22 protein-coding genes are annotated in these 15,471 nt (G+C 50.8%); 16 read left to right on the top strand and 6 right to left on the bottom strand.

Annotation, left to right across the window (positions count from 1 at the left end; genetic code table 11):
- Positions 1–2: 2 nt before the first annotated feature.
- The 10 genes from secY (at position 3) to SK47_RS19665 (ending at position 5,660) form a co-directional block, all read left to right on the top strand.
- Entirely contained in the window at positions 3–1,334 is a 1,332-nt protein-coding gene (gene secY, locus SK47_RS19710) for a preprotein translocase subunit SecY (RefSeq protein ID WP_003863305.1), read from the top strand.
- 31 nt (positions 1,335–1,365) lie between these two features.
- A complete protein-coding gene (gene rpmJ, locus SK47_RS19705) occupies positions 1,366–1,482 on the top strand; it encodes a 50S ribosomal protein L36 (protein WP_000868187.1) in 117 nt (38 codons plus the stop codon).
- A 146-nt stretch (positions 1,483–1,628) separates the two neighbouring features.
- On the top strand, positions 1,629–1,985 hold the full coding sequence (gene rpsM, locus SK47_RS19700; protein ID WP_003863308.1) for a 30S ribosomal protein S13: 357 nt from the start codon (positions 1,629–1,631) through the stop codon (positions 1,983–1,985).
- Positions 1,986–2,001: 16 nt separating this feature from the next.
- Entirely contained in the window at positions 2,002–2,391 is a 390-nt protein-coding gene (gene rpsK, locus SK47_RS19695; protein ID WP_003863312.1) for a 30S ribosomal protein S11, read from the top strand.
- A gap of 32 nt (positions 2,392–2,423) precedes the next feature.
- Complete coding sequence (rpsD, locus tag SK47_RS19690; RefSeq protein ID WP_003863314.1) at positions 2,424–3,044, top strand: 30S ribosomal protein S4; 621 nt, start codon at positions 2,424–2,426, stop codon at positions 3,042–3,044.
- A gap of 25 nt (positions 3,045–3,069) precedes the next feature.
- Positions 3,070–4,059 carry a DNA-directed RNA polymerase subunit alpha gene (rpoA, locus tag SK47_RS19685; RefSeq protein ID WP_002919219.1) on the top strand — a complete coding sequence of 330 codons (990 nt, stop codon included), beginning with the start codon at positions 3,070–3,072 and terminating at the stop codon, positions 4,057–4,059.
- A gap of 40 nt (positions 4,060–4,099) precedes the next feature.
- The gene (rplQ, locus tag SK47_RS19680; protein WP_001216368.1) at positions 4,100–4,483 is read left to right on the top strand and encodes a 50S ribosomal protein L17; all 384 of its coding nucleotides are present in this window, start codon (positions 4,100–4,102) and stop codon (positions 4,481–4,483) included.
- A gap of 107 nt (positions 4,484–4,590) precedes the next feature.
- Positions 4,591–4,959, top strand: a complete 369-nt coding sequence (locus SK47_RS19675; protein ID WP_023314932.1) for a DnaJ family domain-containing protein — start codon at positions 4,591–4,593, stop codon at positions 4,957–4,959.
- A 2-nt stretch (positions 4,960–4,961) separates the two neighbouring features.
- Positions 4,962–5,387 carry a Zn(2+)-responsive transcriptional regulator gene (zntR, locus tag SK47_RS19670; RefSeq protein WP_003863328.1) on the top strand — a complete coding sequence of 142 codons (426 nt, stop codon included), beginning with the start codon at positions 4,962–4,964 and terminating at the stop codon, positions 5,385–5,387.
- A 57-nt stretch (positions 5,388–5,444) separates the two neighbouring features.
- A complete protein-coding gene (locus tag SK47_RS19665; RefSeq protein WP_003863329.1) occupies positions 5,445–5,660 on the top strand; it encodes an alternative ribosome-rescue factor A in 216 nt (71 codons plus the stop codon).
- Here SK47_RS19665 and mscL read toward each other — a convergent pair whose 3' ends face one another.
- The 5 genes from mscL to def all read right to left on the bottom strand — a co-directional run bounded on the left by mscL (position 5,661) and on the right by def (position 10,440).
- Positions 5,661–6,074: a large-conductance mechanosensitive channel protein MscL gene (gene mscL / locus SK47_RS19660; RefSeq protein WP_003863335.1), complete on the bottom strand. Its 414-nt coding sequence runs from the start codon at positions 6,072–6,074 to the stop codon at positions 5,661–5,663.
- A gap of 145 nt (positions 6,075–6,219) precedes the next feature.
- On the bottom strand, positions 6,220–7,596 hold the full coding sequence (trkA, locus tag SK47_RS19655; RefSeq protein WP_003863337.1) for a Trk system potassium transporter TrkA: 1,377 nt from the start codon (positions 7,594–7,596) through the stop codon (positions 6,220–6,222).
- Between the two features lie 22 nt (positions 7,597–7,618).
- Positions 7,619–8,905, bottom strand: coding sequence for a 16S rRNA (cytosine(967)-C(5))-methyltransferase RsmB (gene rsmB / locus SK47_RS19650; protein ID WP_032610139.1), 1,287 nt, complete (start codon positions 8,903–8,905; stop codon positions 7,619–7,621).
- A gap of 52 nt (positions 8,906–8,957) precedes the next feature.
- On the bottom strand, positions 8,958–9,905 hold the full coding sequence (gene fmt, locus SK47_RS19645; RefSeq protein WP_023314929.1) for a methionyl-tRNA formyltransferase: 948 nt from the start codon (positions 9,903–9,905) through the stop codon (positions 8,958–8,960).
- Between the two features lie 25 nt (positions 9,906–9,930).
- The gene (gene def / locus SK47_RS19640) at positions 9,931–10,440 is read right to left on the bottom strand and encodes a peptide deformylase (protein ID WP_006812188.1); all 510 of its coding nucleotides are present in this window, start codon (positions 10,438–10,440) and stop codon (positions 9,931–9,933) included.
- A 127-nt stretch (positions 10,441–10,567) separates the two neighbouring features.
- Here def and dprA point away from each other — a divergent pair, with 127 nt between their 5' ends.
- Genes dprA through SK47_RS19610 form a run of 6 tightly spaced genes read left to right on the top strand, consistent with a single transcriptional unit; the run spans position 10,568 to position 14,351 of the window.
- On the top strand, positions 10,568–11,692 hold the full coding sequence (gene dprA, locus SK47_RS19635) for a DNA-protecting protein DprA (RefSeq protein ID WP_003863350.1): 1,125 nt from the start codon (positions 10,568–10,570) through the stop codon (positions 11,690–11,692).
- Positions 11,664–12,137: a DUF494 family protein Smg gene (gene smg, locus SK47_RS19630; RefSeq protein WP_000460665.1), complete on the top strand. Its 474-nt coding sequence runs from the start codon at positions 11,664–11,666 to the stop codon at positions 12,135–12,137. The genes dprA and smg overlap by 29 nt, the downstream gene beginning before the upstream one ends.
- Before the next feature lie 26 nt (positions 12,138–12,163).
- On the top strand, positions 12,164–12,718 hold the full coding sequence (locus SK47_RS19625) for a DNA topoisomerase family protein (protein ID WP_048244962.1): 555 nt from the start codon (positions 12,164–12,166) through the stop codon (positions 12,716–12,718).
- Positions 12,711–13,283: an L-threonylcarbamoyladenylate synthase type 1 TsaC gene (gene tsaC / locus SK47_RS19620; protein WP_003863353.1), complete on the top strand. Its 573-nt coding sequence runs from the start codon at positions 12,711–12,713 to the stop codon at positions 13,281–13,283. Before SK47_RS19625 ends, tsaC begins: the two co-directional genes overlap by 8 nt.
- A gap of 4 nt (positions 13,284–13,287) precedes the next feature.
- Entirely contained in the window at positions 13,288–14,106 is an 819-nt protein-coding gene (aroE, locus tag SK47_RS19615; RefSeq protein WP_023314927.1) for a shikimate dehydrogenase, read from the top strand.
- Positions 14,103–14,351, top strand: a complete 249-nt coding sequence (locus SK47_RS19610) for a DUF1488 family protein (RefSeq protein ID WP_003863356.1) — start codon at positions 14,103–14,105, stop codon at positions 14,349–14,351. The genes aroE and SK47_RS19610 overlap by 4 nt, the downstream gene beginning before the upstream one ends.
- Here the strand turns inward: SK47_RS19610 and SK47_RS19605 are convergent.
- The gene (locus SK47_RS19605) at positions 14,327–14,881 is read right to left on the bottom strand and encodes a gamma carbonic anhydrase family protein (RefSeq protein ID WP_003863357.1); all 555 of its coding nucleotides are present in this window, start codon (positions 14,879–14,881) and stop codon (positions 14,327–14,329) included. The genes SK47_RS19610 and SK47_RS19605 overlap by 25 nt on opposite strands.
- Positions 14,882–15,471: the final 590 nt, after the last annotated feature.

Genomic DNA, 15,471 nt, shown 5'->3' with positions numbered 1-15,471 from the left:
AGATGGCTAAGCAACCGGGATTAGATTTTCAAAGTGCCAAAGGTGGATTTGGCGAGCTGAAACGCAGACTGCTGTTTGTAATCGGCGCGCTGATTGTGTTCCGTATTGGCTCTTTTATTCCGATCCCTGGTATTGATGCCGCTGTACTTGCCAAACTGCTTGAGCAACAGCGAGGCACCATCATTGAAATGTTCAACATGTTCTCTGGTGGTGCTCTCAGCCGTGCTTCTATTTTCGCACTGGGTATTATGCCGTACATTTCGGCATCAATTATTATCCAGCTGCTGACGGTCGTTCATCCGGCCCTGGCAGAGTTGAAGAAAGAAGGGGAGTCTGGACGTCGTAAGATTAGCCAGTACACCCGTTACGGCACTCTGGTGCTGGCAATATTCCAGTCGATCGGTATTGCTACCGGTCTTCCGAATATGCCTGGTATGCAGGGCCTGGTATTAAACCCAGGCTTTGCATTCTATTTCACCGCTGTTGTAAGTCTGGTCACAGGGACCATGTTCCTGATGTGGCTCGGCGAACAGATTACTGAACGAGGTATCGGTAACGGTATCTCAATCATTATCTTCGCCGGTATCGTTGCGGGTCTCCCGCCGGCCATCGCCCATACTATCGAGCAAGCGCGTCAAGGCGACCTGCACTTCCTCCTGTTGCTGTTGGTTGCAGTATTAGTATTTGCAGTGACGTTCTTTGTTGTCTTCGTTGAACGTGGTCAACGCCGCATTGTGGTGAACTACGCTAAACGTCAGCAGGGTCGTCGTGTCTATGCTGCACAGAGCACACATTTACCGCTGAAAGTGAATATGGCGGGGGTTATCCCGGCTATCTTCGCTTCCAGTATTATTCTGTTCCCGGCAACCATCGCGTCATGGTTCGGGGGCGGTACTGGTTGGAACTGGCTGACAACAATTTCGCTGTATTTGCAGCCTGGGCAACCACTTTATGTGTTACTCTATGCGTCTGCGATCATCTTCTTCTGTTTCTTCTACACGGCGTTGGTCTTCAACCCGCGTGAAACAGCAGATAACCTGAAGAAGTCCGGTGCATTTGTACCAGGAATTCGTCCGGGAGAGCAAACGGCGAAGTATATCGATAAAGTAATGACTCGCCTGACTTTGGTTGGTGCGCTTTATATTACTTTTATCTGCCTGATCCCGGAGTTCATGCGTGATGCAATGAAAGTACCGTTCTACTTCGGTGGGACCTCACTGCTTATCGTTGTTGTCGTGATTATGGACTTTATGGCTCAAGTGCAAACTCTGATGATGTCCAGTCAGTATGAGTCTGCATTGAAGAAGGCGAACCTGAAAGGCTACGGCCGCTAACTGGTCGCCTGAGAAGTTACGGAGAGTAAAAATGAAAGTTCGTGCTTCCGTCAAGAAATTATGCCGTAACTGCAAAATCGTTAAGCGTGATGGTGTCATCCGTGTGATTTGCAGTGCCGAGCCGAAGCATAAACAGCGCCAAGGCTGATTATTTCGCATATTTTTCTTGCAAAGTTGGGTTGAGCTGGCTAGATTAGCCAGCCAATCTTTTGTATGTCTGTACGTTTCCATTTGAGTATCCTGAAAACGGGCTTTTCAGCATGGTGCGTACATATTAAATAGTAGGAGTGCATAGTGGCCCGTATAGCAGGCATTAACATTCCTGATCAGAAACATGCTGTGATCGCATTAACTTCGATCTACGGCGTCGGCAAGACCCGTTCTAAAGCCATTCTGGCTGCAGCGGGTATCGCTGAAGATGTTAAGATCAGTGAGCTGTCTGAAGAACAAATCGACACGCTGCGTGACGAAGTTGCCAAATTTGTCGTTGAAGGTGATCTGCGCCGTGAAATCAGCATGAGCATCAAGCGCCTGATGGATCTTGGTTGCTATCGCGGTTTGCGTCATCGTCGTGGTCTGCCAGTACGCGGTCAGCGTACTAAGACCAACGCACGTACCCGTAAGGGTCCGCGCAAACCGATCAAGAAATAATCGGGGTGATTGAATAATGGCAAAGGCACCAGTTCGTGCACGTAAACGTGTAAGAAAACAAGTCTCTGACGGCGTGGCTCATATCCATGCTTCTTTCAACAACACCATCGTTACTATTACTGATCGTCAGGGTAACGCATTGGGTTGGGCAACAGCCGGTGGTTCCGGTTTCCGTGGTTCTCGCAAATCCACTCCGTTCGCAGCTCAGGTTGCAGCAGAGCGTTGCGCTGAAGCCGTAAAAGAATACGGCATCAAGAATCTGGAAGTTATGGTTAAAGGTCCGGGTCCGGGTCGTGAATCTACTGTTCGCGCTCTGAACGCCGCTGGTTTCCGCATCACGAATATTACTGATGTGACTCCGATCCCTCATAACGGTTGTCGTCCGCCGAAAAAACGTCGCGTATAACGCTCGTTTTTTAGGTTAGTTGGAGATAGAAAATGGCAAGATATTTGGGTCCTAAGCTCAAGCTGAGCCGTCGTGAGGGCACCGACTTATTCCTTAAGTCTGGCGTTCGCGCGATCGATACCAAGTGTAAAATTGAACAAGCTCCTGGCCAGCACGGTGCGCGTAAACCGCGTCTGTCTGACTATGGTGTGCAGTTGCGTGAAAAGCAAAAAGTTCGCCGTATCTACGGTGTGCTGGAGCGTCAGTTCCGTAACTACTATAAAGAAGCAGCACGTCTGAAAGGCAACACAGGTGAAAACCTGCTGGCTCTGCTGGAAGGTCGTCTGGACAACGTTGTATACCGTATGGGCTTCGGCGCGACTCGTGCTGAATCACGCCAGCTGGTTAGCCATAAAGCAATCATGGTAAACGGTCGTGTTGTTAACATCGCTTCTTATCAGGTTAAAGCGAATGACGTTGTTAGCATTCGTGAGAAAGCGAAAAAGCAATCTCGCGTGAAAGCCGCTCTGGAGCTGGCTGAGCAGCGTGAAAAGCCAACCTGGCTGGAAGTTGATGCTGGCAAGATGGAAGGTACGTTCAAGCGTCAGCCGGAACGTTCTGATCTGTCTGCGGACATTAACGAACACCTGATCGTCGAGCTTTACTCCAAGTAAAGCTTAGTACCAAAGAGAGGACACAATGCAGGGTTCTGTGACAGAGTTTCTAAAACCGCGCCTGGTAGATATCGAGCAAGTGAGTTCGACGCACGCCAAGGTGACCCTTGAGCCTTTAGAGCGTGGCTTTGGCCATACTCTGGGTAACGCACTGCGCCGTATTCTGCTCTCATCGATGCCGGGTTGCGCGGTGACCGAGGTTGAGATTGATGGTGTACTTCATGAGTACAGCACCAAAGAAGGCGTTCAGGAAGATATCCTTGAAATCCTGCTCAACCTGAAAGGGCTGGCGGTGAGAGTTCAGGGTAAAGATGAAGTTATTCTTACTCTGAATAAATCTGGCATTGGCCCTGTGACTGCAGCCGACATCACCCACGACGGTGATGTTGAAATCGTCAAGCCGCAGCACGTGATCTGCCACCTGACCGATGAGAACGCAGCTATTAGCATGCGTATCAAAGTTCAGCGCGGTCGTGGTTATGTGCCGGCTTCTGCCCGAATTCATTCGGAAGAAGATGAGCGCCCAATCGGCCGTCTGCTGGTCGACGCATGCTACAGCCCTGTAGAGCGTATTGCCTACAATGTTGAAGCAGCGCGTGTAGAACAGCGTACCGACCTGGACAAGCTGGTCATCGAAATGGAAACCAATGGCACAATCGATCCTGAAGAGGCGATTCGTCGTGCGGCAACCATCCTGGCAGAACAACTGGAAGCTTTCGTTGACTTACGTGATGTACGTCAGCCGGAAGTGAAAGAAGAGAAACCAGAATTCGATCCGATCCTGCTGCGCCCTGTTGACGATCTGGAATTGACTGTCCGCTCTGCTAACTGCCTCAAGGCAGAAGCTATCCACTATATCGGTGATCTGGTACAGCGTACCGAGGTTGAGTTGCTGAAAACGCCGAACCTGGGTAAAAAATCTCTTACCGAGATTAAAGACGTGCTGGCTTCACGTGGTCTGTCTCTGGGCATGCGCCTGGAAAACTGGCCACCGGCAAGCATTGCTGACGAGTAACCGGATCACAGGTTAAGGTTTTACTGAGAAGGATAAGGTCATGCGCCATCGTAAGAGTGGTCGTCAACTGAACCGCAACAGCAGCCATCGCCAGGCTATGTTCCGCAACATGGCAGGTTCACTGGTTCGTCATGAAATCATCAAGACGACCCTGCCTAAAGCGAAAGAGCTGCGTCGCGTAGTTGAGCCGCTGATTACTCTTGCCAAGACTGACAGCGTTGCTAATCGTCGTCTGGCATTCGCCCGTACTCGTGATAACGAGATCGTGGCAAAACTGTTTAACGAACTGGGCCCGCGTTTCGCGAGCCGTGCCGGTGGTTACACTCGCATTCTGAAGTGTGGCTTCCGTGCAGGCGACAACGCGCCGATGGCTTACATCGAGCTGGTTGATCGTTCAGAGAAAGCAGAAGCTGCTGCAGAGTAATCTGTAGTAACGTAAAAAAACCCGCCTCGGCGGGTTTTTTTATATCCGCAGAATCTCCACTTATCTACAATGTCTGTATCTTTTCTGCTCACCCCCTGGAGTTCATTATGTGGTTGCTCGATCAGTGGGCTGAACGCCATATTTGCGATGCCCAAAACAAAGGCGAGTTCGAAAATCTTCCCGGCAGCGGTGAGCCGCTGATTCTGGACGATGATTCACATATTCCCCCTGAATTACGGGCCGGTTATCGCTTACTGAAAAACGCAGGTTGTTTACCGCCTGAGCTTCAGCAACGTAATGAAGCCGTCGAGCTTGCCGATCTGCTTAAAGGCATTCATAAGAATGACCCGCGGTACTCTGAAATCAGTCGTCGGTTGGCGCTCATAGAGCTAAAACTGCGCCAGACGGGAATGAATACTGACTTTTTGCATGGTGAGTACAGTGAAAGGTTAATACAAAAAATAAACAAGGAGTAGCCATGTACCGCATAGGTGAACTTGCGAAGCTTGCTAACGTAACGCCGGATACTATCCGCTACTACGAAAAGCAGCAGATGATCGATCATGAGGTCAGAACGGAAGGTGGATTTCGCCTTTATACGGATAACGACCTGCAACGCCTTCGTTTTATCCGCTATGCACGGCAACTCGGCTTCACGCTGGAGTCGATCCGTGAACTGCTGTCGATCCGTATCGATCCTGAACATCATACGTGTCAGGAATCTAAAAGCATCGTTCAGGCCCGGCTGGATGAAGTTGAAGGACGTATTCAGGAGCTGCAAGCCATGCAGCGATCTCTGCAAAGGTTAAATGACGCGTGCTGCGGTACCGCTCATAGCAGTGTTTATTGCTCAATACTGGAAGCTCTTGAACAGGGCGCCAGTAGTGAAACTCAGGGTTGTTGATTTTTTATCAGCCAGGGACTAGACTCCCGCCGACATTAACTATGCTCAGGAGAAATGATGAGCCGCTATCAGCATACTAAGGGACACATTAAGGATAACGCCATTGAGGCATTGCTTCACGACCCACTTTTCAGACAGCGAGTTGAGAAGAACAAGAAAGGAAAAGGGAGTTATTTACGTAAAGGTAAACATGCACAACGGGGTAACTGGGAGGCCAGTGGCAAGCAAGCTAATCGCTTTTTTACCACTGGCCTTTCTGTTTCTGTCGCCTGATTAAACGCGGTTATTCTGCTCTTTTAACAGATCGCGAATTTCAGTCAGTAAGACTTCTTCTTTAGTTGGTGCTGGCGGGGCAGCAGCCGGTTCTTCTTTTTTACGGTTAAGTCTGTTGATAAGTTTGATCGCCATGAAAATGGCAAATGCCACGATCACGAAATCAAATACGTTCTGAATGAATACGCCGTAGTGCATTACAACCGCAGGGATATCGCCCTGAGCTTCCCGAAGGGTGAAGGCGAATTGTTTGAAATCAATGCCTCCAATCAACAGTCCTAACGGCGGCATAATAATGTCGGCGACTAATGATGAAACGATCTTACCGAACGCCGCACCAATAATGACACCCACAGCCAAATCCACTACATTCCCGCGCATCGCAAATTCGCGAAACTCTTTAATAAAACTCATTATGTTCTCCTTGTGCCAGCTGACGCCTATAAGTTTAACAAATGATTAGCTAATTGCCATTGGGGATAAATAATCGTTATGAAAATAAAAGGCATGAAAATTAGAAGGTTAATATGTGGGTGCTCTCGTCTGAGCACCCAAATCATTACAGGAAGAATGGACTTGGCTGGAATAAACGCTCGACGTCGGTAATAAATTTTTTATCGGTCAGGAACATAATAACGTGGTCACCCTGCTCGATACGTAAATTATCATTGGCGATCATGACATCGTTACCTCGCACTACGGCGCCGATAATGGTGCCTGGTGGAAGTTTAATTTCGTCGATCGCGCGACCAACAACGCGCGACGTCGTTTCATCCCCGTGAGCGACGGCTTCAATGGCTTCAGCAACACCACGACGCAGAGACGACACGCCGACAATATCCGCTTTACGCACATGGCTTAGCAGGGCAGAGATGGTGGCTTGCTGGGGTGAAATAGCAATATCAATTACGCTACCCTGTACCAGGTCGACATAAGCCTTACGCTGGATAAGCACCATTACTTTTTTCGCCCCCATACGTTTAGCGAGCATGGCGGACATAATATTCGCTTCGTCGTCGTTGGTGACGGCAATAAAAAGATCAACCTGATCGATATGCTCTTCGGCCAGCAATTCCTGATCCGAAGCATCGCCATAAAACACGATAGTATTCTGAAGTTTTTCAGCCAGCTCCGACGCGCGCTGTTGATCTCGTTCGATCAGCTTCACGCTGTAGTCTTTTTCCAGCCGTCTCGCCAGACCTGCGCCAATATTACCGCCGCCAACCAGCATAATACGTTTATACGGTTTTTCGAGACGCTGAAGTTCACTCATCACCGCACGGATATGCTGAGAAGCCGCAATAAAGAAGACTTCATCCCCGGCTTCGACAATGGTGGAACCTTGCGGACGAATAGGTCTGTCGTGACGGAAAATCGCCGCAACACGCGTATCGATATGTGGCATATGCTCGCGCATTGTCGACAGGGCATTACCAATCAGCGGGCCGCCGTAATAAGCCTTCACGACCGCCAGGCTTACTTTCCCTTCAGCAAAGTTCACAACCTGCAACGCGCCCGGGTACTCAATCAGACGATAAATACTGTCGATAACCAACTGCTCAGGGGCAATAAGATGGTCGATAGGTACTGCTTCGGAATTAAACAGCTTTTCCGCATCCCGGACATAGTCCGGGGAGCGAATGCGGGCGATGCGGTTCGGTGTGTTGAACAGCGAGTAGGCCACCTGGCATGCAACCATGTTGGTTTCATCAGAACTGGTTACTGCAACCAGCATGTCGGCATCGTCCGCGCCCGCCTCACGAAGCACTCGAGGATGAGAGCCGTGCCCCTGCACAACACGAAGATCAAATTTGTCCTGCAAAACGCGCAGGCGATCGCCATTGGTATCCACAATGGTGATATCGTTGTTTTCGCCCACGAGATTTTCCGCCAGCGTTCCGCCAACTTGCCCTGCGCCCAGAATGATAATTTTCATCTTTCGTGACCTGTTCTCAACATCACTCTTTGATTAGCTTAGCGTAAAAGAAGCCATCACCCTCTTCTGCGCCCGGCAGGTTTTGCAGACCCGGGTGCTCAGGTGTTCCCGTATCATGCAGCGTCGCGTCCGGGGTGCGCTTCAGGAAAGCCGCAATTTGCTGACTGTTTTCTTCCGGAAGAACAGAGCAGGTTGCATACACCAGGGTTCCGCCGGGTTTGAGATGCGGCCAGATGGCATCCAGAATTTCGGATTGCAACTGGGCAAGCTCCTTGATATCACGATCGCGACGCAGCCATTTGATATCGGGATGACGACGAATTACGCCGGTTGCAGAGCAGGGGGCGTCCAGCAAAATACGATCGAACCGGGTATCACCACACCAGTCTGCGGGTTTACGTCCATCGCCTTGCTTAACCTGTGCTTTCATACCCAGACGCTTGAGGTTGTCATAGACGCGTGAAAGACGCTGCTCATCAACATCCACGGCCATCACGCAGGCCTGCGGCGCCACTTCCAGAATGTGCGTTGTTTTTCCCCCTGGCGCTGCACAAAGATCAAGGATCTGCTCCCCGTCTTTCGGTTCAAGCCAGGCCATGCACCCCTGAGCGGATGCGTCCTGTACCGTTACCCAGCCCTCTTCAAAACCGGGTAATGCATGTACCGGTGCAGGGGAGGCTAAACGAACCGCATCAGGATAAGCCGCGTGTGTGAAGCCGCTCATTCCGGTCTCTTCCAGCAGGGCCAGCCATGCGTCGCGGGTATGATGGTTACGATTGACGCGTAACCACATCGGCGGACGTTGGTTATTGGCATCCACAATGTCTTGCCATTGCTGTGGGTAGGCTTTTTTAAGGCGATTCAGCAGCCATTCTGGATGCAGGAAGCGCGCTTCGCTTTGCGCAAATTCTGCCAGCAGTTCGTCCTGCTGACGCTGGAACTGACGCAGCACGCCGTTAATCAATCCTTTCAGCTGGGGACGTTTAATCGCAACGGCACCTTCCACTGTCTCAGCCAGCGCAGCATGAGGTGGAATGCGGGTATGAAGAAGCTGGTAGAAACCGACCATGATCAAATAATGCACGGTACGTTGCTTGCCGCTCATCGGGCGTGACATCAGCTTATTAATTAACCATTCAAGCTGAGAGAGGGTACGCAGCACGCCAAAGCACAGCTCCTGAAGCAGCGCTTTATCTTTATCGGAAACCTTTTGTTGCAGTGGAGGCAGGACATTACTCAGTGACTGGCCCTGCTCAATAACCTGCTCAACGGCCTGAGCCGCCATAGTGCGTAGATTTTGTCTTTTCATAACCGTAAAAATAAAAATGCCCGGAAACACCGGGCCTTAAGAGTAAATTTGTTCAGGCAAGACGATTGCCAGGGATGAACCATTCACGACGGGAATTTAATAGATCCTGCGCGCTCATTGCCTTTTTACCGGCCGGTTGCAGCGATTCAAGATTCAGGATCCCTTCTCCGGTCGCAACCTGGATACCGTTTTTGCTGGCGTCGATAATCGTACCGGGCTCTGCTGATGTATTGCCGTTAATAACTGAAGCTTTCCAGACTTTCACTGGCTGCTCATCAATCATCAACCAGCTCATCGGCCACGGATTAAAGGCGCGGATGCAGCGTTCGAGTTGAGCTGCTGACAGGGACCAGTCGATCCGGGCTTCTTCTTTACTCAGTTTTTCAGCATAGGTCACCTGTGCCTCATCCTGCACTTCAGGTGTCGCTGTATTGTCAGCAAGCTGTTGCAACGTCTCAATCAGCCCCTGCGGACCGAGAGCCGCCAGCTTGTCATACAGCGTGGCGCTGGTATCTTCTGCGGTAATGGAACACGCCAGTTTATACAGCATGTCGCCCGTGTCTAAACCTACGTCCATCTTCATGATTGTCACGCCAGTTTCAGCATCGCCTGCCCACAGAGCGCGCTGAATAGGGGCTGCACCGCGCCAGCGTGGGAGCAAAGAACCATGAACGTTAACACAGCCCAGGCGGGGCATATCGAGTACCGCTTTTGGCAGAATGAGGCCGTAAGCCACAACTACCATCACGTCAGCGTTCAGGTCTGCCACTAACTGCTGGTTTTCCTCAGGTCGTAATGACGCTGGCTGGAATACCGGTAAACCATGCGTTTCTGCCAGTACTTTAACCGGGCCAGGCATCAGTTTTTTACCGCGGCCAGCCGGTCGATCCGGCTGAGTAAATACGCCAACAATCTGATGACCAGACGATAGCAGCGCGTCGAGATGACGCGCTGCAAAATCAGGGGTACCCGCGAAGATTATACGTAGTGATGTAGACACGTTATTCCTTGTATCCGGGGGGGCGTTAAGCGCGAGAACGCAAACGATCCAGTTTCTCAACTTTCTGACGAATACGCTGTTGCTTCAGAGGTGAGAGGTAATCGATAAACAGTTTACCGACCAGGTGATCCATCTCATGCTGAATGCAAATCGCCAGCAGATCGTCGGCTTCCAGCTCAAACGGATTGCCGTCACGATCCAGTGCGCGAATTTTAACTTTTTCGGCACGTGGCACCAAAGCGCGCTGTTCAGGGATAGACAGACAGCCTTCCTCAATGCCTGTTTCGCCGCTTTTTTCAAGCAGTTCAGGGTTGATCAGCACCAGACGCTCATCGCGATTTTCAGAAACGTCGATCACGATAATACGCTTGTGAATGTCTACCTGGGTCGCCGCCAGGCCAATGCCTTCTTCAGCGTACATGGTATCGAACATATCATCGACGATACGCTGAATTTCTGCATTCACTTCTTTAACCGGTTCCGCGACGATGCGAAGACGCTCGTCAGGAATATGTAACACTTGCAAAACTGCCATAAATTTCCAGAGTCGTGTTCAGGAGTTGATAAGAATATTACTTCTATTCTAGACAAATCCCCGGTCGATTGACAGCATCAGTGACCAATCGCAAAGATTGCTGAGGCTGCTTATGGCAGGGAAAAGGATGACGTCCACAGAGATATGGTTACGGCTTATAAACATCGGGTCGTTATACGGTGACGCGATGCTGGAGATTGCGCAGAGGCTGCTTCGCCAGGCAACCGTTGATGCTGAAGCTGTCAACGCGGCAGGGCTTTCGCCCAAACATGCCGTAAAGTTTTTTTCGTTCAGCGAGAGTGAGCTTGAACGTAGTCTGGAATGGCTGGAACACACCGACAACCACCTTCTCACGGCGGATGATCCTCGTTTTCCGCCATTGTTGCGTTCTATACCTGATTTTCCCGGGGCGCTCTTTGTGCGAGGCCGCGTCGACGTGCTTAATAGCATGCAGCTTGCGGTTGTGGGCAGCCGTGCGCCCTCGTGGTACGGCGAGCGTTGGGGGAAAATGCTCAGTGAACAGCTGTCCCAATGTGGCTTTACGATCACCAGTGGCCTGGCTTGCGGCATCGACGGTGTGGCACATCATGCGGCGTTGTCAGCAAAAGGGCGAAGTGTCGCCGTGCTTGGCAATGGTCTTTTTAGTCTCTATCCGCGTCGTCATCACATTCTGGCTGAGCAACTTATCGCTTCTGAGGGGGCGATAGTATCTGAGTTTTCACTTTCGACATCGCCCAGACCGGGTAACTTTCCACGGCGTAACCGGATCATCAGCGGGTTAAGCCAGGGCGTGCTGGTGGTCGAAGCTGCGATTCGAAGTGGATCGCTGGTTACCGCAAGGTGCGCACTGGAGCAGGGGCGTGAAGTTTTTGCGCTGCCCGGCCCGTTGGGGAACCCTGGCTGCGAAGGCCCTCACTGGCTGATAAAACAGGGAGCGACGCTGGTGACCTGTAAAGAGGATATCCTGGAAAATTTGCAGTATGGATTGCATTGGTTGCAGGATGATCTCCAAAAGCGACATATTTCATCGGATCAGGAGGCCGTAGCATTGCCATTTCCCAAGCTCCTGGCTAACGTAGGAGATGAGGTAACACCTGTTGACGTTGTCGCTGAACGTGCCGGCCAACCTGTGCCAGTAACGGTAGCACAGCTACTCGAACTGGAGTTAGCAGGGTGGATCGCAGCTGTACCCGGCGGCTATGTCCGATTAAGGAGGGCATGCCATGTTCGACGTACTGATGTATTTGTTTGAGACTTACATCCACAACGAAGCAGAAATGCAGGTGGATCAGGACAAATTAACACGGGATCTGACCGACGCAGGTTTTGAGCGGGAAGATATTTATAATGCGTTGATGTGGCTGGATAAGTTGGCTGATTATCAGGACGGCCTCGCCGAACCGATGCAGCTTGCTTCTGACCCATTGTCTGTGCGCATCTATACAGCTGAAGAGTGTGAAAGGCTGGATGCCAGCTGCCGGGGATTCATTTTATTCCTCGAGCAGATTCAGGTGCTAAACCTCGAAACGAGAGAGATGGTGATAGAGCGCGTCATGGCGCTGGATACTGCTGAATTTGAACTGGAAGATCTGAAATGGGTGATCCTGATGGTGCTGTTCAACATTCCAGGCTGTGAAAATGCCTATCAGCAAATGGAAGAATTACTCTTTGAAGTGAATGAAGGTATGCTGCATTAATTCTATGTGCAGCAACAAGAGTTGTTATGGCCAAATCAGCACTCTTCACGGTGCATAAAAACGAGCCCTGCCCACAGTGTGGGGCTGAACTTGTTATTCGGTCCGGGAAACACGGTCCGTTTCTCGGTTGTTCACACTATCCGGAATGTGATTATGTCCGTCCCCTGAAGAGCCAGGCGGACGGACATATCGTCAAAATTCTGGAGGGACAGCCTTGTCCGCTCTGCGGCGGCGAACTGGCGCTGCGGCAGGGGCGGTTCGGGATGTTTATCGGATGCAGCCGCTACCCGGAATGTGATCATACGGAACAAATTGATAAACCAGATGAAACGGCAATTGCCTGCCCTCAGTGCCAGCGTGGTCAATTGGTGCAGCGCCGCTCTCGTTATGGCAAGACCTTCCATTCGTGCGATCGCTATCCTGAATGCCAGTTCGTTATCAATTTCAAACCAGTAGCGGGCGTCTGCCCTCATTGCGATTATCCGTTACTTATAGAAAAGAAAACCGCGCAAGGCTTGAAACGCTTTTGCGCCAGTAAACAATGTGGAAAGCCGGTTTCGGCGGATCAAATCAGTGAATAATAACCTGCCATCAGGCTCCATCGCGCAGGCGGTGGAAATCCTGAAAAAAGAAGAAGTCATCGCCTATCCAACAGAAGCCGTTTTCGGGGTCGGGTGCGATCCTGACAGCGAAGTCGCCGTTAACCGTCTGCTGGCGCTAAAACAACGGCCTGTCGAAAAAGGATTGATTTTGATCGCTGCGAACTACGCGCAGCTTAAGCCTTATATTGATGATTCCATGCTGACGCCTGCACAGCGGGAAACCATTTTCTCTGCGTGGCCTGGTCCCGTGACGTTTGTTTTTCCTGCACAACCGACAACGCCGCGCTGGTTAACCGGGCGTTTCGATTCACTTGCGGTACGCGTTACCGACCATCCGCTGGTGGTGGAGTTATGCCAGGCATTTGGTAAACCTCTGGTTTCAACCAGCGCCAACCTGACCGGGCTTCCCCCCTGTCGGACAACCGAAGAAGTTCTGGCGCAGTTCGGGAGTGATTTCCCGGTAGCCGTCGGTGAAACCGGTGGCCGTCTTAACCCGTCAGAAATTCGCGATGCCTTGACCGGCGAACGTTTTCGCCAGGGATAATGTGATGGAAACCTATGCTGTTTTTGGTAACCCGATCGCGCACAGCAAGTCGCCTCTGATCCATCAGCTGTTTGCAGAGCAATTGCAGATAGATCACCCATATGGTCGGGTTCTTGCGCCTGTTGATGCATTTTTACCGACGCTAAATAGCTTTTTTGTTGCGGGCGGTAAAGGTGCGAACGTTACGGTGCCTTTTAAAGAAGAGGCTTTCGGGCGTGCGGATGAGCTGACCGAGCGTGCGTCGCTCGCTGGTGCCGTCAATACTCTTAAGCGGCTCGAAGATGGTCGCCTTCTGGGCGATAACACCGATGGCATAGGTTTACTCAGCGATCTGGAGCGACTGTCGTTTATTAAACCAGGCTTTCGGATCCTGCTGATCGGTGCGGGTGGCGCGTCGCGCGGCGTATTGCTTCCTCTTCTTTCGCTGGATTGTGCGGTGACAATCACCAACCGTACTTTCTCCAGAGCAGAAGAGCTGGCGGCGTTGTTCGCACACACAGGCAGCGTAGCTGCGGTAGCACTTGAGGATCTCGCGGGTCACGAATTTGATCTTGTGATTAATGCCACCTCAAGCGGTATTAATGGAGAGATCCCGGCGATTCCTGCCTCCCTGGTTCATTCCCACATCTACGCCTATGACATGTTTTATCAAAAAGGGAAAACGCCATTTCTGACCTGGTGCGAACAACAGGGGGCAAAACATGTGGCTGATGGTCTGGGCATGCTGGTGGGGCAGGCGGCTCATGCGGTGCTACTCTGGCATGGCGTGTTACCTGCTGTAGAACCGGTGATCGAAAAGCTGAAACAGGAACTGATGGCATGAATCAGGCGATTCATTTTCCCGACAGAGAAATCTGGGATGAAAACAAGCAAGCGGTGTGTTTCCCGGTGCTGGTGCATGGAATGCAGCTCACCTGTGCGATTAAAGGGGAGACGTTGCTTCAGCGCTTTGGTGGTTCAGATCCGTTAGCGGTCTTTTGTGAAAATCGCTGGGATCTGGAAGAGGAAGCCAGCGATTTGATCCGCGTACAGCAGGAAGACGATCAGGGCTGGGTCTGGTTATCCTGATCCAGATAGTCATTCTTCCATTTAACGTAATTGTTCGCTGAGTATTTCAATCCTTCGATCTCCGCCTCCTTTAGGGGGCGGATCTGTTTAACCGGACTGCCTAAATAGAGATAGCCACTTTCCAGGCGTTTGTTTTGCGGAACTAGGCTTCCTGCGCCAATCATTACGTCATCTTCTACTATGACGCCATCCAGCAAAATCGATCCCATCCCAACGAGAACCCTGTTACCGATTGTGCAGCCGTGGAGCATTACTTTATGACCGACGGTAACATCTTCCCCAATGATGAGCGGATTGCCCTCAGGGTTATAAGATGACTTATGAGTCACATGCAGCACGCTGCCGTCCTGAATATTGGTGCGTGCACCGATTGCAACATAGTTAACATCGCCCCGGATCGCGACGAGTGGCCAGATGCTGACATCATCGGCCATGCGAACATCACCAATGACCACGCTGCTGGCATCGATCATCACGCGATCGCCTTTTTGGGGGAACAGATCTTTATAAGGACGTAATACTGCAAACATATCTACCTCGATACAGATGAGCGCTATTAAAGAAGACTTTGATCGTATTCCTGGATCGAGGCAAGGCAAAATGCGTCAATTTTTAAGCGGATCGGGTGGGTTTTCAGCGAAAAGCACGGAAAATCATCAGTTGGAAAAAAAGATCTAAAAAATACTTGTGCTAAAAACTGGGATCCCTATAATGCGCCTCCATCGACACGGCGGATGTGAATCACTTCACAAACAACCCGGTCGGTTGAAGAGAAAAAATCCTGAAAATCAGGGTTGACTCTGAAAGAGGAAAGCGTAATATACGCCACCTCGCGACAGAGCGCTGAAGCGCGTCGCAACTGCTCTTTAACAATTTATCAGACAATCTGTGTGGGCACTCAAAGTGACATGGATTCTTAACGTCCTCGGACGATAAATGAATACCAAGTCTCAACGAGTGAACACGTAATTCATTACGAAGTTTAATTCATTGAGCATCAAACTTTTAAATTGAAGAGTTTGATCATGGCTCAGATTGAACGCTGGCGGCAGGCCTAACACATGCAAGTCGAACGGTAACAGGAAGCAGCTTGCTGCTTTGCTGACGAGTGGCGGACGGG

The organism is Enterobacter sp. BWH52 (assembly GCF_001037565.1).
In the GTDB taxonomy this organism is placed as follows: Bacteria; Pseudomonadota; Gammaproteobacteria; order Enterobacterales; family Enterobacteriaceae; genus Enterobacter; species Enterobacter hormaechei_C.
The sequence above is the reverse complement of the archived record's forward strand: the minus strand, read 5'-3'. Positions and strand labels throughout refer to the sequence as shown.

What these genes read in the sequence shown, in the direction of transcription:
- SK47_RS19605 (WP_003863357.1), bottom strand. Translation starts at nt 14,881, where the DNA reads ATGTTTGCAGTATTACGTCCTTATAAAGATCTGTTCCCCCAAAAAGGC.
- aroE (WP_023314927.1), top strand. Translation starts at nt 13,288, where the DNA reads ATGGAAACCTATGCTGTTTTTGGTAACCCGATCGCGCACAGCAAGTCG.
- trkA (WP_003863337.1), bottom strand. Translation starts at nt 7,596, where the DNA reads ATGAAAATTATCATTCTGGGCGCAGGGCAAGTTGGCGGAACGCTGGCG.
- dprA (WP_003863350.1), top strand. Translation starts at nt 10,568, where the DNA reads ATGACGTCCACAGAGATATGGTTACGGCTTATAAACATCGGGTCGTTA.
- secY (WP_003863305.1), top strand. Translation starts at nt 3, where the DNA reads ATGGCTAAGCAACCGGGATTAGATTTTCAAAGTGCCAAAGGTGGATTT.
- smg (WP_000460665.1), top strand. Translation starts at nt 11,664, where the DNA reads ATGTTCGACGTACTGATGTATTTGTTTGAGACTTACATCCACAACGAA.
- SK47_RS19665 (WP_003863329.1), top strand. Translation starts at nt 5,445, where the DNA reads ATGAGCCGCTATCAGCATACTAAGGGACACATTAAGGATAACGCCATT.
- rpsD (WP_003863314.1), top strand. Translation starts at nt 2,424, where the DNA reads ATGGCAAGATATTTGGGTCCTAAGCTCAAGCTGAGCCGTCGTGAGGGC.
- SK47_RS19625 (WP_048244962.1), top strand. Translation starts at nt 12,164, where the DNA reads ATGGCCAAATCAGCACTCTTCACGGTGCATAAAAACGAGCCCTGCCCA.
- rpoA (WP_002919219.1), top strand. Translation starts at nt 3,070, where the DNA reads ATGCAGGGTTCTGTGACAGAGTTTCTAAAACCGCGCCTGGTAGATATC.
- rplQ (WP_001216368.1), top strand. Translation starts at nt 4,100, where the DNA reads ATGCGCCATCGTAAGAGTGGTCGTCAACTGAACCGCAACAGCAGCCAT.
- rpmJ (WP_000868187.1), top strand. Translation starts at nt 1,366, where the DNA reads ATGAAAGTTCGTGCTTCCGTCAAGAAATTATGCCGTAACTGCAAAATC.
- rsmB (WP_032610139.1), bottom strand. Translation starts at nt 8,905, where the DNA reads ATGAAAAGACAAAATCTACGCACTATGGCGGCTCAGGCCGTTGAGCAG.
- mscL (WP_003863335.1), bottom strand. Translation starts at nt 6,074, where the DNA reads ATGAGTTTTATTAAAGAGTTTCGCGAATTTGCGATGCGCGGGAATGTA.
- SK47_RS19610 (WP_003863356.1), top strand. Translation starts at nt 14,103, where the DNA reads ATGAATCAGGCGATTCATTTTCCCGACAGAGAAATCTGGGATGAAAAC.
- SK47_RS19675 (WP_023314932.1), top strand. Translation starts at nt 4,591, where the DNA reads ATGTGGTTGCTCGATCAGTGGGCTGAACGCCATATTTGCGATGCCCAA.
- def (WP_006812188.1), bottom strand. Translation starts at nt 10,440, where the DNA reads ATGGCAGTTTTGCAAGTGTTACATATTCCTGACGAGCGTCTTCGCATC.
- rpsK (WP_003863312.1), top strand. Translation starts at nt 2,002, where the DNA reads ATGGCAAAGGCACCAGTTCGTGCACGTAAACGTGTAAGAAAACAAGTC.
- zntR (WP_003863328.1), top strand. Translation starts at nt 4,962, where the DNA reads ATGTACCGCATAGGTGAACTTGCGAAGCTTGCTAACGTAACGCCGGAT.